General features: G+C 53.1%; 15 protein-coding genes. 12 read left to right on the plus strand and 3 right to left on the minus strand.

Going from position 1 to position 16,196, the window contains the following annotated elements:
- Nucleotides 1–167 precede the first annotated feature (167 nt).
- Nucleotides 168–923 (plus strand): phospholipid-binding lipoprotein MlaA, encoded by a 756-nt coding sequence (gene mlaA, locus OGX99_RS15645; RefSeq protein ID WP_151219954.1) that lies wholly within the window; start codon nt 168–170, stop codon nt 921–923.
- Between the two features lie 59 nt (nt 924–982).
- On the opposite strand, the gene fadL is transcribed toward mlaA, so the two are convergent.
- Nucleotides 983–2,263: a long-chain fatty acid transporter FadL gene (gene fadL, locus OGX99_RS15650; RefSeq protein ID WP_151219953.1), complete on the minus strand. Its 1,281-nt coding sequence runs from the start codon at nt 2,261–2,263 to the stop codon at nt 983–985.
- A gap of 371 nt (nt 2,264–2,634) precedes the next feature.
- Here fadL and OGX99_RS15655 point away from each other — a divergent pair, with 371 nt between their 5' ends.
- From OGX99_RS15655 to sixA, 4 genes are all read left to right on the plus strand, one after another.
- Entirely contained in the window at nt 2,635–2,919 is a 285-nt protein-coding gene (locus OGX99_RS15655; protein ID WP_286544163.1) for a YfcZ/YiiS family protein, read from the plus strand.
- Nucleotides 2,920–3,095: 176 nt separating this feature from the next.
- A complete protein-coding gene (gene fadI, locus OGX99_RS15660; RefSeq protein ID WP_286544165.1) occupies nt 3,096–4,406 on the plus strand; it encodes an acetyl-CoA C-acyltransferase FadI in 1,311 nt (436 codons plus the stop codon).
- The gene (fadJ, locus tag OGX99_RS15665) at nt 4,406–6,553 is read left to right on the plus strand and encodes a fatty acid oxidation complex subunit alpha FadJ (protein ID WP_286544168.1); all 2,148 of its coding nucleotides are present in this window, start codon (nt 4,406–4,408) and stop codon (nt 6,551–6,553) included. The genes fadI and fadJ overlap by 1 nt, the downstream gene beginning before the upstream one ends.
- Before the next feature lie 208 nt (nt 6,554–6,761).
- A complete protein-coding gene (sixA, locus tag OGX99_RS15670; protein ID WP_151219951.1) occupies nt 6,762–7,247 on the plus strand; it encodes a phosphohistidine phosphatase SixA in 486 nt (161 codons plus the stop codon).
- 83 nt (nt 7,248–7,330) lie between these two features.
- Here sixA and smrB read toward each other — a convergent pair whose 3' ends face one another.
- On the minus strand, nt 7,331–7,882 hold the full coding sequence (gene smrB, locus OGX99_RS15675; protein ID WP_151219950.1) for an endonuclease SmrB: 552 nt from the start codon (nt 7,880–7,882) through the stop codon (nt 7,331–7,333).
- Between the two features lie 166 nt (nt 7,883–8,048).
- On the opposite strand from smrB, the gene prmB reads away from it, so the two are divergent.
- Genes prmB through OGX99_RS15705 form a run of 6 tightly spaced genes read left to right on the plus strand, consistent with a single transcriptional unit; the run spans nt 8,049 to nt 12,605 of the window.
- On the plus strand, nt 8,049–8,981 hold the full coding sequence (prmB, locus tag OGX99_RS15680; RefSeq protein WP_151219949.1) for a 50S ribosomal protein L3 N(5)-glutamine methyltransferase: 933 nt from the start codon (nt 8,049–8,051) through the stop codon (nt 8,979–8,981).
- A gap of 43 nt (nt 8,982–9,024) precedes the next feature.
- Entirely contained in the window at nt 9,025–10,110 is a 1,086-nt protein-coding gene (gene aroC / locus OGX99_RS15685; RefSeq protein WP_043017081.1) for a chorismate synthase, read from the plus strand.
- A gap of 2 nt (nt 10,111–10,112) precedes the next feature.
- Complete coding sequence (gene mepA, locus OGX99_RS15690) at nt 10,113–10,937, plus strand: penicillin-insensitive murein endopeptidase (protein ID WP_151219948.1); 825 nt, start codon at nt 10,113–10,115, stop codon at nt 10,935–10,937.
- Entirely contained in the window at nt 10,937–11,746 is an 810-nt protein-coding gene (locus tag OGX99_RS15695; RefSeq protein ID WP_187253475.1) for a sulfite exporter TauE/SafE family protein, read from the plus strand. Before mepA ends, OGX99_RS15695 begins: the two co-directional genes overlap by 1 nt.
- Entirely contained in the window at nt 11,746–12,294 is a 549-nt protein-coding gene (locus OGX99_RS15700; protein ID WP_151219947.1) for an elongation factor P hydroxylase, read from the plus strand. Before OGX99_RS15695 ends, OGX99_RS15700 begins: the two co-directional genes overlap by 1 nt.
- A gap of 32 nt (nt 12,295–12,326) precedes the next feature.
- Complete coding sequence (locus OGX99_RS15705) at nt 12,327–12,605, plus strand: YfcL family protein (protein ID WP_151219946.1); 279 nt, start codon at nt 12,327–12,329, stop codon at nt 12,603–12,605.
- Nucleotides 12,606–12,715: 110 nt separating this feature from the next.
- Here the strand turns inward: OGX99_RS15705 and mnmC are convergent, their stop codons facing one another.
- Nucleotides 12,716–14,716, minus strand: a complete 2,001-nt coding sequence (gene mnmC / locus OGX99_RS15710) for a bifunctional tRNA (5-methylaminomethyl-2-thiouridine)(34)-methyltransferase MnmC2/FAD-dependent 5-carboxymethylaminomethyl-2-thiouridine(34) oxidoreductase MnmC1 (RefSeq protein WP_187258655.1) — start codon at nt 14,714–14,716, stop codon at nt 12,716–12,718.
- Nucleotides 14,717–14,875: 159 nt separating this feature from the next.
- Between mnmC and fabB the strand changes: the two genes are divergently transcribed.
- A complete protein-coding gene (gene fabB, locus OGX99_RS15715; protein ID WP_046670107.1) occupies nt 14,876–16,096 on the plus strand; it encodes a beta-ketoacyl-ACP synthase I in 1,221 nt (406 codons plus the stop codon).
- Nucleotides 16,097–16,196 lie beyond the last annotated feature (100 nt).

Raw genomic sequence — 16,196 nt, forward strand, 5'->3', positions numbered from 1 at the left:
CAACACCGCGCGGTGTGCATTACCAGGCTATGATCAAATCAGTAAGACCGGGTATATAGACATCGTTTGACGTGCTGTTACAATCGCTCACATCTAAACAGGCGGATACGTCATTGTTCCGTCATGGATGGCAATCAGCGATAGCCATAATACACAGGGAGACACTTATGAAGCTTCGCCTGTCGGCGCTTGCGCTGGGAACCACACTGTTGGTGGGGTGTGCGAGCTCCGGTAATGAACAACAAGGGCGTTCGGACCCATTTGAAGGGTTCAACCGCACCATGTACAACTTCAACTTTAATGTATTGGATCCCTATGTTGTTCGACCGGTAGCAGTAGCATGGCGTGATTATGTTCCGCAGCCGGCACGTAACGGTTTGAGCAACTTTACTGGCAACCTTGAAGAACCGGCCGTGATGGTCAACTACTTCCTGCAAGGTGACCCTTATCAAGGGATGGTCCATTTTACCCGTTTCTTCCTCAACACCCTGTTAGGTATGGGCGGATTTATCGATGTGGCGGGTATGGCAAATCCGAAGTTGCAACGCGTTGAGCCACACCGTTTTGGTAGTACGTTAGGCCACTATGACGTGGGTTACGGACCGTATATGCAGCTTCCGTTCTACGGCAGCTTTACGCTACGTGATGATGGTGGTGATATGGTGGATACGCTGTATCCAGTACTCTCCTGGCTCACCTGGCCGTTGTCGATAGGTAAGTGGACGGTTGAAGGTATTGAAACCCGCGCGCAGTTGCTTGATTCCGACGGTCTGCTGCGTCAGTCTTCCGATCCTTACATTATGGTGCGTGAAGCTTACTTCCAGCGTCATGACTTTATTGCGAACGGCGGGAAACTCAAACCAGAAGAAAATCCGAACGCGCAAGCAATTCAGGATGAATTAAAAGAGATCGATTCCGAGTAAGGAAAGATGAAAAGAAAAAGGTGAGCTAAAAAGCTCACCTTTTTTATATCTGAAGAAAATCAGAATGCGTAGTTGAAGTTGGTACCGAACAGCCAGGCTTTACCTTCAGAATCGAAAGTATATGGGCCTTCTTTTACGGTCACTTTCTGGCCGTGCATATAAGAAACGCCAACGTCAATAGACGCGTCATCATTGAATGCGTAAGTCGTACCCGCACTCAGCCACAGACGATCCTGGTCCGGAATGGATATGGAACGCTTGCTTGCAGGAACCGGGCTATCGTCATAGGCAATACCGGTACGGAAGGTCCAGCTTTTATCCATGTAGTAAGTGGTACCCAGCGCGATGCGGTAAGAATCTTTGAAGCCTTCTTCTTTATAGAACAGCGTCTTCCCGTTGGTGCCGGTTGCTTTCAGCTCCTGGAACTGACTCCAGCTGGTGTAAGCCATGCTGTAGTGAATAGCCCACTGTGGAGCGATGCGGTTGTAACCCGACAGTTCCCACATTTCCGGCAGGTTAAGCGTCAAAGAACCCGGGACGGTGGCATTGGTTGTTCCCCAAGGGAACGCCGTGCCTGCACCAGGTAACACGTTTGCCTGGGTGCGGATGCCGCTCTTGTAATCGCCATCGAAGTCGATTTTGACTTCGGAACGATACGTTAAACCGTAGCGGTTATTTTTATCCAGCTCGTACAAAATACCGGCGTTCCAGCCATAACCCCATTCATCACCTTTCAGGCTGGCGATTTTCTGGCTGACTTTCGGCAATGCAGCCGTTTGTTCGCCGGAATAACGCTCAATTTTTGCATCGGCATAGACGGCATTAAAACCGACACCGAAGCTCCAGCTATCATTCAGACGGTAAGCACCACTCAGGTTCAGGTTGACCGTTTTAAGATCGGTCTTCCCGCCGTATTCGCCGACGATGTAACTATCGTTAAATTCAGTTGCCAGGCCATAGTTTGACGTGACAGACGCCCCCCAACCAAACTGTTCGTTGATAGGCATCACGAAGTGAGCATTGGGAACCCACGCCGTAGGCGCGATGTTGTCCGCATCGGTGCTGCGTCCGGTGTATGGCGATTTACCGGAAATATTAACGTCTGGATCGATATACACCGCACCCGCAGAAAAAGTAGGGCGATCGAACATCATAATCAGCGCCGGGTTGCGACTGGCGTTGCCTGCATCATCTGCAATAGCGCCTTCACCCGAATATGCCCGGCCAAGGCCAGAGGAAGAAAATTCGTTTAACTGAAAGCCTGCAGACCAGGCCTGTGTGGAGATAATTGCCACTGCGACTGCGAGAGCAGACTTTGTAAACAGGGTTTTCTGGCTCATGACCATAACCTCATAGATTTATTTTTATACAAACAATGTTACATACCGTAACAGGAGCGCGAAGTGTAGGGTCTGAGGTACGACTTAGAAATCAGACCAGTGCCGAGAGTATAGGTCTGACCAGCTGAAATGTTGCAAGTATGTTTATAAATATTTTCAATTCTGATCTCTGAAACGCGATCCAGCTGGCAAAATTGCGGGTATACGCACTCACCTGTTTGGGTGATTTTTGTTTTAGATCATTTTTAAGTGTGATTTCGGTCACTTATCGCATTTCATACAATTAACGACTGGAGAGGCGAATAATGGGAGCGTAAAATATCCCCATCGTTTATCTGGCACCTCAGGTGCGAATACAGAGGAAATCTACAATGAGTAAATGCAGTGCTGATGAAACCCCGGTTTGCTGCTGTATGGATGTTGGTACCATCATGGACAACTCCGATTGCACCGCGTCATACAGCCGTGTGTTCGCGAATCGCGCAGAGGCAGAAGAAACGCTGGCCGCTCTGACTGAGAAGGCACGTGGCGTGGAATCTGAGCCTTGCCAAATCACCTCGGCCTTTACTGAAGAATCAGAAGGTGTGCGTCTGGATATCGACTTTGTTTTTGCCTGTGAAGCTGAAACATTGATCTTCCAGCTGGGCCTGCGTTAATCCCTTCTGTAAAAGCCCTTGCTACCCGGTAGCAAGGGCTTTTTTGTCACTGTCAGTGATTATTCACTGTGTCTTAGCTCCCACTTTCTTTTCTCCCTGCTTGGCTAAATGTAAAAAATTGGTTAAGACTGTGATCAGGTCAGACCACTTATTTTTTATTTTTACAGGGGAGTGTTATGAGTCAGGCTTTACCGCTGGTTACCCGCCAGGGCGATCGCATCGCCATTGTAAGCGGATTGCGTACGCCGTTTGCCCGCCAGGCAACTGCGTTTCATGGCATTCCCGCCGTAGATTTGGGGAGAATGGTCGTTGGCGAACTGCTGGCGCGTAGCGAAATTCCTGCAGATGTGATTGAGCAACTGGTTTTTGGTCAGGTGGTGCAAATGCCTGAAGCGCCGAATATCGCTCGTGAAATCGTACTGGGAACCGGGATGAATGTGCACACGGATGCCTACAGTGTAAGCCGGGCCTGTGCTACAAGTTTCCAGGCGGTGGCGAATGTTGCGGAAAGCCTGATGGCAGGAACTATTCGCGCAGGAATTGCCGGTGGTGCGGACTCCTCGTCAGTTCTGCCTATTGGTGTCAGTAAAAAGCTGGCGCGGGTGCTGGTGGATGTCAATAAAGCGCGCACTACCGGTCAGCGTCTTAAACTTTTCTCCCGACTGCGCTTACGTGACCTGATGCCCGTACCGCCAGCTGTCGCCGAATATTCCACCGGTTTACGCATGGGGGATACGGCCGAGCAAATGGCCAAAACTTATGGTATTACGCGAGAGCAACAGGATGCCCTCGCGCACCGTTCTCATCAGCGCGCCGCTCAGGCATGGGCTGAAGGTAAACTGACAGATGAGGTGATGACCACCTACGCGCCACCTTTCAAAGATCCTTTTTCAGAAGATAACAATATTCGTGGTAACTCTACGTTGGCTGATTACGCCAAACTGCGTCCGGCATTTGACCGAAAACACGGCACCGTTACTGCGGCGAACAGCACCCCACTAACGGATGGCGCCGCCGCCGTGATTATGATGACAGAGTCACGCGCGAAAGAACTGGGGCTGGTGCCGCTGGGATACCTGCGTAGTTTTGCCTTCACCGCCATCGATGTCTGGCAGGACATGCTGCTGGGACCGGCGTGGTCAACGCCGCTTGCCCTGGAGAGAGCGGGTCTGACGATGGCCGATTTAACTCTGATCGATATGCATGAAGCCTTTGCCGCACAAACGCTGGCGAATCTTCAACTGCTGGGCAGCGAACGTTTTGCCCGCGAAGTGCTGGGCAGAGCGCACGCCACTGGCGAGGTCGATGACAGCAAATTTAACGTGTTGGGCGGCTCTATTGCCTATGGACACCCCTTTGCCGCCACCGGGGCGCGCATGATCACCCAAACCCTTCATGAGTTACGACGTCGTGGCGGAGGTTTCGGTTTAGTGACTGCCTGTGCGGCAGGTGGTCTGGGCGCGGCAATGGTTCTGGAGGCGGAATAATGGAAATGACATCGGCTTTTACACTAAACGTACGTCTGGATAACGTTGCTGTTGTCACCATTGATGTACCCGGCGAGAAGATGAATACCCTGAAGGCGGAGTTTGCCTCTCAGGTGCGGGCTATTCTGAAACAAATTCGTGATAACAAAGCATTGCGCGGCGTGGTGTTTATTTCGGCGAAACCGGATAATTTTATCGCCGGGGCGGATATTAACATGATCGGCAACTGCTGCAGTGCGCAGGAAGCTGAAACCCTGGCGCGTCAGGGACAGCAGATTATGGCGGAAATTAATGCGTTGCCGATCCCGGTTATCGCCGCTATTCACGGAGCCTGCCTTGGCGGTGGCCTGGAGATGGCGCTGGCGTGCCACAACCGTATTTGTACCGATGATACTAAAACCGTTCTGGGGTTACCGGAAGTACAGCTTGGTCTGCTACCCGGTTCCGGTGGTACGCAGCGGTTACCGCGCCTGATTGGCGTCAGTACCGCGTTGGATATGATCCTCACAGGAAAGCAATTACGCGCTAAACAGGCGCTGAAAGTAGGGCTGGTGGACGAAGTTGTGCCGCAGACTATTTTACTGGAAGCGGCTGTAGAACTGGCCAAAAAAGACAGTCCCCCACATCGAGCGTTGCCAGTGCGTGAGCGTGTGTTAGCGGGCCCGCTGGGGCGCGCGCTTTTGTTCCGTATGGTCAGTAAAAAGACGGCGCAAAAAACGCATGGCAACTACCCAGCGACGGAGCGAATCCTTGAGGTGATTGAAACCGGTTTGGCGCAAGGTAGCAGTAGCGGCTATGACGCAGAAGCTCGTGCATTTGGCGAACTGGCGATGACATCTCAGTCGCAGGCATTGCGGCACATCTTTTTTGCCAACACTGACGTGAAAAAGGATCCGGGAAGCGATGCGAAGCCTGGTCCGCTGAACAGCGTTGGCATTTTGGGCGGCGGTCTGATGGGGGGCGGTATTGCCTATGTGACGGCCTGTAAAGGGGGCTTGCCAGTACGTATTAAAGATATAAACGCTAAGGGAATCAACCACGCACTGAAGTACAGCTGGGATCAGCTTGAAACGAAGGTTCGTCGCCGTCATATCAAAGCCAGCGAGCGTGATAAACAACTGGCACTGATTTCGGGATCGACCGACTACCGCGGCTTTGCGCATCGTGACCTGGTTATTGAAGCCGTGTTTGAAGATCTGGCGTTAAAACAACAGATGGTGGCGGAAGTTGAGCAAAATTGCGCGTCTCACACCATTTTTGCGTCTAACACCTCGTCTTTACCAATTGGTGATATTGCGGCGAACGCTGCCAGACCTGAACAAGTGATTGGTTTGCACTTTTTTAGTCCGGTGGAAAAAATGCCGTTGGTCGAGGTGATCCCACATGCCACAACGTCTGATCAGACGATTGCAACCACCGTTAAATTGGCGAAAAAACAGGGTAAAACGCCGATAGTGGTCAGAGATAAAGCCGGGTTTTATGTTAACCGCATTTTAGCGCCTTACATTAACGAAGCGATTCGCCTGTTGACCGAAGGTGAGCGGGTTGAAACCATCGACGCCGCGCTGGTTAAGTTTGGTTTTCCGGTCGGGCCAATCCAACTTTTGGATGAGGTCGGAATTGATACGGGCACTAAAATTATACCAGTGCTTGAAGCCGCCTATGGAGAACGCTTTAGCGCGCCTGCAAATGTTGTTGCTTCAATTTTGAATGACGATCGCAAAGGTAGAAAAAATGGTCGAGGTTTCTATCTTTATGGTGCGAAAGGGCGTAAAAGCAAAAAACAGGTCGACCCTGCAATTTATACGCTTATTGGCGTCCAGAGCCAGGGCCGACTTACCGCCGTGCAGATTGCAGAGCGGTGCGTCATGTTAATGCTTAACGAAGCAGCACGCTGTTTCGACGAGAAAATTGTTCGCAGCGCGCGTGATGGCGACATCGGCGCTGTATTTGGCATTGGTTTTCCGCCATTCCTCGGTGGCCCGTTCCGGTATATGGATTCTCTGGGCGCGGGTGAAGTGGCTGCGGCGCTGCAACGACTGACCACGCAGTACGGCTCGCGGTTTACACCTTGTGAGCAGTTATTGCTGATGGCGGAACGTGGTGAAAAATTCTGGAGCGTTAGGGAAACTGACCTGAATTCATGAGGTCAAAAGTAGGGTGAATCCGCACTGAGTGTAAGGGTTGAGCTCAAAATGTAAACAGAGATTGACTATACTTACGCCGTTGAGGTAAAAAACAGCGTTTCATTCGGTGAATGGATAAGGCACAATGCCGGCCACCACATCGTTACCACCGCCAATAGGGGCTGTGATTAAAGGTGTTGGTGATTCTGGTTAACAAAAGCGGTGCAATATGCAAGTTTTTATCATGCGTCACGGCGACGCGGCCCTCGATGCCGCCAGTGATTCGGTTCGTCCCTTAACTTCCAGTGGTTGTGACGAATCTCGCCTGATGGCGAACTGGCTGAAAGGTCAAAAAGTGGATATCGAACGTGTTCTGGTGAGCCCGTTCCTGCGAGCCGAACAAACGCTGGATGTGGTGGGGGAATGTATGAACCTTCCAACCGGTGTGGATGTTTTGCCGGAGCTGACTCCGTGCGGCGATGTCGGTCTGGTCAGCGCCTATTTACAGGCTCTGGCCAATGAGGGTATCGCCACGGCGCTGGTTATCTCTCACTTGCCTTTAGTGGGGTACCTGGTGTCTGAGCTGTGCCCTGGCGAAACTCCACCGATGTTTACCACATCAGCGATTGCCAGCGTTACGCTTGACGAGAGCGGGAAGGGGACATTCAACTGGCAGATGAGCCCGTGTAACCTGAAAATGGCAAAAGCAATTTAATAAAGATTGGATTCTGACAAGGCGCACAGCCGCTATCCGGAAAATTAAAGAGCCGCAAACGCGGCTCTTTATGTTTGCCTGCATCAGGGAAGTTCGGGCGGCAGCCACTCTTCCACTTCAATCAGCACCAACAGCGCGGCATCACCACCGTACTCTTTTGGCGCCTGATGAAAGGCCATCACATGCGGATGCTGTGCCAGCCAGAGCGGCGTTTGCTGCTTAAGAATATGCTTTCCGTGGCCGTGCATCACGCAGGCGCAAAACACATGCTCACGACGGCAGGCGGCAATCAGCGCGCCTAACTCCTGTTTCGCCTGCTGCTGGGTCAGCCCGTGCAGATCGAGAAACAGCTCCGGGGAGTAATCGCCACGGCGCATTTTCTTCAGTTCGAAATGGCTGACGTCGGCACGCAGATATCTTACCGGGCCGTCCGTATTCAACAGTGGCTGAAACTCGTCTGAGAAATAGTGGCTGGCATCCGCCTGCTCCTGCAGCAGCTTTTTAACCGGAACCTCGGTCATTTTTTTACGTGGAGGCCGGTGAACAATGGTGTCCTGTTTAATTTTACGCGTGCCGGTCATCAGCTGGCGAAACAGCGTCTGATCCTCCTCGCTGAGCGATGTTTTCTTTTTCATTCGAGCATCTCATCTTTTATTTTCCCTTAGTTTAACCCGACTCGGCAGGCATCCGATCGCTTAAAACGCAATTTTCGCGCTCAGGCTCCGCGTGAATGCTGATTTATCGCCGCCTTCGTGGCAAACTAGCCGCCGAAATTAATACGAGCATGCCCTGGAGAAATACGTGGATAAAATTTTCGTCGATGAAGCCGTGAGTGAACTGCATACCATTCAGGACATGTTGCGTTGGGCGGTCAGCCGTTTTAGCGCGGCGAATATCTGGTATGGCCATGGCACGGATAACCCATGGGACGAGGCCGTACAGCTGGTGCTGCCGTCGCTTTATTTGCCGCTGGATATTCCAGAAGATATGCGCACTGCGCGTCTGACCTCCAGCGAGCGCCATCGTATTGTTGAGCGCGTGATTCGCCGCGTCAACGAGCGCATTCCGGTGGCTTATCTCACCAACAAAGCCTGGTTCTGCGGGCATGAATTTTATGTTGATGAACGTGTGCTGGTTCCACGTTCACCGATCGGCGAGCTTATCAATAACCGCTTTGCTGGCCTGATTAATGAGCAGCCCCAGCATATCCTCGATATGTGTACCGGCAGCGGCTGTATTGCCATTGCCTGCGCCTATGCCTTCCCGGAAGCCGAAGTCGATGCCGTGGACATTTCCACTGATGCGCTGGCGGTGACTGAGCAAAATATTGAAGAGCACGGCCTGATCCATCACGTAACGCCGATCCGTTCCGATCTGTTCCGCGATCTGCTGAAAGTTCAGTATGACCTGATAGTGACCAATCCACCGTATGTCGATGCAGAAGATATGTCCGATCTGCCAAACGAATACCGCCATGAGCCTGAATTGGGACTGGCGTCCGGTAGCGATGGGCTGAAACTTACCCGCCGCATTCTGGGTAACGCCCCGGACTACCTGTCAGATAACGGTATTCTGATTTGTGAAGTCGGAAACAGCATGGTACATCTGATAGAGCAATATCCGGATGTACCGTTCACCTGGCTGGAGTTCGACAACGGCGGTGACGGCGTATTCATGCTGACCAAAGAGCAGTTAGTTGCTGCTCGTGAGCACTTCAGCATTTATAAAGACTAATTACACGCGCACGCACATACACAACACGCATAACGGAGCCGTGATGGCAGGAAACACAATTGGGCAACTCTTTCGCGTAACCACCTTCGGCGAATCACACGGGCTGGCGCTCGGTTGTATTGTCGATGGTGTTCCGCCGGGCATTTCTCTGACAGAAGCTGACCTGCAGCACGATCTCGACAGACGTCGTCCAGGTACTTCGCGTTACACTACGCAGCGCCGTGAGCCGGATCAGGTGAAAATCCTCTCCGGCGTGTTCGAGGGCGTTACCACCGGCACCAGCATTGGCTTGCTGATTGAAAATACCGATCAACGTTCACAGGATTACGGCGCGATCAAAGATGTTTTCCGTCCGGGTCATGCCGACTATACCTATGAACAGAAATATGGTTTGCGCGACTACCGTGGTGGTGGGCGTTCATCCGCACGTGAAACGGCGATGCGCGTGGCGGCCGGAGCGATTGCCAAAAAGTATCTGGCAGAAAAATTCGGCGTTGAAATTCGCGGCTGTCTGACGCAGATGGGCGATATTCCGCTGGAGATCAAAGACTGGTCTCAGGTGGAACTTAACCCGTTCTTTTGTCCGGACCCGGATAAACTCGACGCGCTGGACGAACTGATGCGCGGACTGAAGAAAGAGGGCGACTCCATCGGTGCGAAAGTGACCGTTGTTGCAAGCGGCGTACCTGCGGGTCTTGGCGAACCTGTATTCGACCGTCTGGATGCGGACATCGCCCATGCGCTGATGAGTATTAACGCCGTTAAGGGCGTTGAGATTGGCGACGGATTTGACGTTGTTGCACTGCGCGGCAGTCAGAACCGCGATGAAATCACCAAAGAGGGTTTCCAGAGCAACCATGCGGGCGGCATTCTGGGCGGGATCAGCAGTGGGCAACAAATCATTGCTCATATGGCACTGAAACCGACGTCCAGTATTACCGTTCCTGGACGCACCATTAATCGCTTTGGTGAAGAAGTCGACATGATCACTAAAGGTCGTCACGATCCGTGTGTTGGGATCCGCGCAGTGCCAATCGCTGAAGCAATGCTGGCGATCGTGTTGATGGATCACTTGTTGCGTCAGAGGGCGCAAAATGCGGATGTGAAGACCGATATTCCACGCTGGTAAAAATGAAAAAAACGGCACTTGCGGCGCTGGCTCTGTTTGTCAGTACCGCCTGTCTGGCGGCAACGCCCTGGCAGAAAATTACCCATCCGATTGCAGGCAGCGCGCAGTCGATCGGCGCGTTTTCCAATGGCTGTATTGTTGGCGCAGATACGCTGCCTGTACAGTCAGAACACTATCAGGTGATGCGCACCGATCAGCGCCGTTACTTTGGTCATCCGGATCTGGTGATGTTTATCCAGCGTTTGAGTAATCAGGCCAATAATCTGGGGCTGGGCACGGTGTTAATCGGTGATATGGGCATGCCGGCCGGTGGGCGATTCAATGGCGGTCACGCCAGCCACCAGACGGGACTGGATGTGGATATTTTCCTGCAACTGCCGAAAACGCGCTGGACCCAGTCACAGCTGCTGCGGCCTCAGGCGTTAGATCTGGTCTCGCAGGATGGTAAACGCGTTGTGCCGTCCCTGTGGAAGCCGGAGATTTTCAGCCTGATCAGGCTGGCTGCAAGAGATAATGAAGTTACGCGTATTTTCGTGAATCCGGCGATTAAGCAGCAACTTTGTCTGGATGCAGGGACCGACAGGGACTGGTTGCGTAAAGTGCGACCGTGGTTCCAGCACCGTGCGCATATGCACGTCCGGTTACGTTGTCCTGCCGACAGTCTTGAGTGCGAAGATCAACCGTTACCGCCACCGGGTGACGGCTGCGGCGCGGAGCTGCAAAGCTGGTTCGAACCTCCGAAACCTGGAACCACCAAGCCTGAGAAGAAGACACCGCCGCCGTTGCCGCCTTCCTGCCAGGCGCTACTGGACGAGCATGTACTCTAATGGATCATTTTGTCTCTCTGTTTATGGTGTCGCCACTGCTGTTAGGTGTGCTTTTTTTTGTGGCGATGTTGGCAGGTTTTATTGATTCTCTGGCCGGAGGCGGTGGTTTACTCACCATTCCGGCATTGATGGCGGCCGGGATGCCGCCCGCGCAAGCTCTGGCCACCAACAAATTGCAGGCCTGTGGCGGGTCTATCTCTTCTTCCCTTTATTTTATTCGCCGGGGTGTGGTTAACCTGGCGGATCAGAAACTCAATATCTTCATGACGTTTGTCGGATCAATGAGCGGCGCGCTATTGGTTCAGCATGTGCAGTCAGATATTCTGCGCCAGATCCTGCCGGTTCTGGTTATCTGTATTGGCCTCTATTTTCTGTTAATGCCGAAAGTGGGGGAAGAGGACCGACAGCGTCGATTGCATGGTTTGCCTTTCGCGCTGGTGGCCGGAGGCTGTGTCGGTTTTTACGATGGCTTTTTTGGTCCGGCGGCGGGGTCGTTCTACGCGCTGGCCTTTGTCATGCTGTGCGGCTACAACCTTGCGAAATCGACGGCCCACGCCAAAGTATTAAATGCCACCTCGAATATCGGTGGGCTGCTGTTATTTGCCCTGGGCGGCAAAGTGATTTGGGCGACGGGCTTTGTGATGCTTATTGGCCAGTTTATTGGCGCACGGATGGGCTCACGGCTGGTGCTCAGCAAAGGACAAAAACTCATTCGGCCGATGATCGTCATTGTCTCCGCCGTGATGAGCGCCAAGCTACTTTATGATAATCATGGACAGGAGATTCTCCACTGGCTGGGGATGAACTAATGAATAATACCCATCACTACGAACAGTTAATTGAGATTTTTAACGGCTGCTTTGCCGATGAATTTAATACCCGTCTGATTAAAGGCGACGATGAACCGATCTATCTTCCTGCGGATGCGGAATTGCCGTATCACCGTATCGTTTTTGCGCATGGCTATTATGCCAGTGCGTTACACGAAATTTCACACTGGTGCATCGCGGGAAAGGCGCGTCGTGAGCTGGTTGACTTCGGTTACTGGTACTGCCCTGACGGACGCGACGCGAAGACGCAATGTCAGTTTGAAGATGTGGAAGTGAAGCCGCAGGCGTTTGACTGGTTGTTTTGCGTGGCGGCGGGCTACCCGTTTAACGTCAGTTGCGACAACCTGGAAGGGGACTTTGAACCGGATCGCGTCCTATTCCAGCGCCGTGTTCATGCTCAGGTGATGGAGTACCTGGAGAAGGGGATCCCTGAACGCCCGGCGCGCTTCATCAACGCGTTACAGAATTATTATCACACGCCTGAACTTAAGGCGGAACAATTCCCGTGGCCCGAAGCGCTAAACTGAAGCCGCTGCCACGTTTACAATGAGGAAAGAAGATGATCGCGGAGTTTGAATCACGCATTCTGGTATTAATCGACGATATGGTAGAGCACGCCAGCGATGATGAGTTGTTTGCCAGTGGTTATTTGCGTGGACACCTGACGCTGGCCGTGGCCGAACTGGACGCTGGCGAGGACCATTCCGCTGAGGCATTGTACGCCAATGTGACCAGCAGCCTGGAAAAAGCCATCAGCGCAGGTGAACTCTCGCCGCGTGACCAGGCGTTAGTGAAAGAAATGTGGGACACTCTGTTCCAGAAAGCGACAAAACAATAATTGCAGTTGCGTGTGCCGGATAGCGACGCTCAGGCGTCTTATCCGGCCTGGCAGAGTGAAGCATAGTCTTTAGGCCTGATAAGCGTAGCGCCATCAGGCAATAGTGAGTTTTATTTCACCGCTTTTCCCTTCAATAACTTCCTGACCCACAGACGATTAGGATTCAGCGCCGCCAGGGTGCTGGCATCCATGGGAATAGGTTCATCGCTCATTTGCGAAGCCAGAATTTCCGCACACAACGGCGCAGAACACAGTCCGCGCGAGCCCAGTGCGCCCAGCATAAATAAATCGGAATACACCGGTGCGCTTACGGCATGCTCTTTATCTTCAGCAAGCGTGGCGTACTGGCTGAGCGTGGCGTTATAGTCCGCGACGTTGCCGACCATCGGTATGTGATCGCGCGTGGCGCAGCGCACCCCACAGCGGGCGGCATTATCACTAACGTTTACCTCTTTTGCCCACGCAGCGTTGGGGAAGCAGTCGACTAAGCGTTGACGGTTTTGCTGCTGATCGTCCTCGCGAAAGGCTGTCTCTTCACTTCCTCGATGATAGCTGGCGCCAATGCAGTGCTGCTGGTTTTGCGGGTTGTGCGGCGTGAGGTAGCCGTCATAGCACAACACCTGGCGTAGCGCTGAAAGTGCTGGCGTGGTGGGAATATGACTCACCTGACCGCCTACGGAGTACACGGGTAGAGCTTGCGTCTGCTCAACGCTGTTAATGCGGTGACCGTTAGCCAGAACGACCGCTGCGTGAGTGGTGATTTCACCGTTAGAAAACTGTAGTTGCCAGCCTGACGTCTGGCGTGTCAGAGAGGTCAACGTGTGTTGATAACGGGCGCGTAATCCCAGAGTTGAAGCGTAGTCCAGTACGGCGGTGGTCAACTGCGCCGGGCACAGCCATCCTCCGGCTGGATACTGAATCCCACCGCATTCGGTTTCCACGCCCGTAGTTTGCAACACCTGCTTCGCGTTCACGCCGACGGCGAGCGGTTCGGGCAGTTCAAGGGACAGCATCTGAGCGATTTTTTGCTGACTTTTCTCATCCCATGCGAGTTGCGTTACGCCGCACCAGTCATGCGCAAACTCAACGGGAAGGGTGTCATACAGTCGACGGGCGAAGGTAAACGCGGTGGGGAAAAAGAGATTAATAGCCGCGTCTTGCTTGCTGAGTAACGGATAGAGTGCGCCCTGGCGATTACCGGATGCGCCCCCGGCAGGTTTATCGTCCGCGCAATAGAGCGTGACCTGCCAACCGCGACGCAATAAGGCCAGCGACAGCAATGCACTGGCTATTCCTCCGCCAATAATGGCGGCTTCGCGCTTCTCTGTTCCCGTACGTGCAAACCATGGGGCTGAAGAAGGCCGCGCCTGAGTTTGTTCCATTACGCCACAAAGCATTTCACGTTTGCGACCAAAACCTTTGCATTTTTGCATCGTAAATCCGGCTTCCTGTAACCCGCGACGTACGAATCCTGCCGAGGTGAAAGTCGCCAGCGTGCCGCCGGGACGCGCCAGTCGGGCCATCGCGTTAAACAGCGTCGGCGTCCACATATCCGGATTTTTTGCCGGTGCGAAACCGTCCAGAAACCAGGCGTCCACTTTTTGATTCAGAGAGTCATCCAGCTTGCTGGTTAATTCGTTAATATCGCCAAACCACAGATCCAGCGTGACGCGCCCATCATCAAGTAGCAGACGATGACACCCCGCCAGCGGCAGCGGCCATTGTTCTTGCAGCGCCGTGGCCCATGGGGCAAGTTCTGGCCAGTGTTGGTGGGCTGTGGTGAGATCTTCACGGGTCAGCGGAAATTTTTCAAAACTAATGAAATGTAATCTTTCCAGGGTAGCGTCAGGGTGGGTATCACGGAATTCGGCAAATGCCTGCCAGAGCGTGAGGAAGTTAAGTCCGGTGCCAAACCCGCTTTCGGCCACCACGAAGAGGGGACGTGAATGCACAGGGAATCGCTGGGCGAGATGGTTACCGCCGAGAAAGACGTAACGTGTCTCTTCCAGCCCGTTGTCATTAGAAAAATAGACATCGTCAAAATCTCGGGAAACAGGTGTACCCTCAGCGTTGAATTCAAGGTTGGCAGGTTGTATAGCGTATTGTTTCACGTAAGTTACTCGTCTGGCAGGCTGTGTCCCGATCTTAGCGATGAGTGCCTGGCTGCGCAAATTTCCACATAAAATGGCTGATCGGACTTGTTCGGCGTACAAGTGTACGCTATTGTGCCACTCGAAACTTTAAAATAGTGCGACTTACAGAGGTATTGAATGAAACGTGCAGTGATTACTGGCTTGGGCATCGTTTCCAGCATCGGTAATAACCAGCAGGAAGTCCTGGCATCTCTGCGTGAAGGACGTTCAGGGATCACTTTCTCTCAGGAGCTGAAGGACTCCGGCATGCGTAGCCACGTTTGGGGCAACGTAAAACTGGATACCACTGGCCTCATTGACCGCAAAGTAGTGCGCTTCATGAGCGACGCATCCATCTATGCATTCCTTTCAATGGAGCAGGCAGTGGCTGATGCCGGCCTGGCTGCAGAAGATTACCAGAACAATCCGCGCGTTGGCCTGATTGCAGGTTCCGGCGGCGGTTCCCCGCGTTTCCAGGTGTTCGGCGCTGACGCAATGCGTAGCCCGCGTGGCTTGAAAGCGGTTGGCCCGTATGTGGTCACTAAAGCGATGGCTTCAGGCGTTTCTGCCTGCCTCGCTACACCGTTCAAAATCCACGGTGTTAACTACTCCATCAGCTCTGCCTGTGCGACATCTGCGCACTGCATCGGCAACGCAGTAGAACAAATTCAGCTGGGCAAACAGGACATCGTTTTTGCTGGCGGCGGCGAAGAGCTGTGCTGGGAAATGGCGTGTGAATTCGACGCAATGGGCGCGCTGTCTACCAAATATAACGACGACCCATCTAAAGCTTCCCGTACCTATGACGCACACCGTGATGGTTTCGTTATTGCAGGCGGCGGCGGTATGGTCGTGGTCGAAGAGCTGGAACACGCTCTGGCTCGTGGCGCGCACATCTATGCGGAAATCGTCGGTTACGGCGCAACGTCCGATGGCGCAGACATGGTTGCTCCGTCTGGCGAAGGCGCAGTACGTTGCATGCAGATGGCGATGCACGGCGTAGATACGCCGATCGACTACCTGAACTCCCACGGTACCTCTACTCCGGTAGGCGACGTGAAAGAGCTGGGCGCAATTCGTGAAGTGTTTGGCGACAACAGTCCGGCAATTTCTGCGACCAAAGCGATGACCGGTCACTCACTGGGCGCGGCTGGTGTACAGGAAGCTATCTACTCTCTGCTGATGCTGGAACACGGCTTTATTGCGCCAAGCATCAACATTGAAGAGCTGGACGAGCAGGCGGCAGGTCTGAACATCGTGACCAAACCGACCGAGCAGGCGCTGACCACCGTGATGTCCAACAGCTTCGGCTTTGGCGGCACCAACGCTACGCTGGTTATGCGTAAACTGAAAGCGTAAGACTGAAAGATTATGCAAAAGGGGAGCCTGATGGCTCCCTTTTTTATATCGTTGACAACCGCTCTGGTTTACAGGCAGACTCCAGCTTCAACATTATCCT

Source organism: Citrobacter sp. Cu096, from assembly GCF_030332285.1.
Taxonomy (GTDB): Bacteria; Pseudomonadota; Gammaproteobacteria; order Enterobacterales; family Enterobacteriaceae; genus Citrobacter; species Citrobacter meridianamericanus.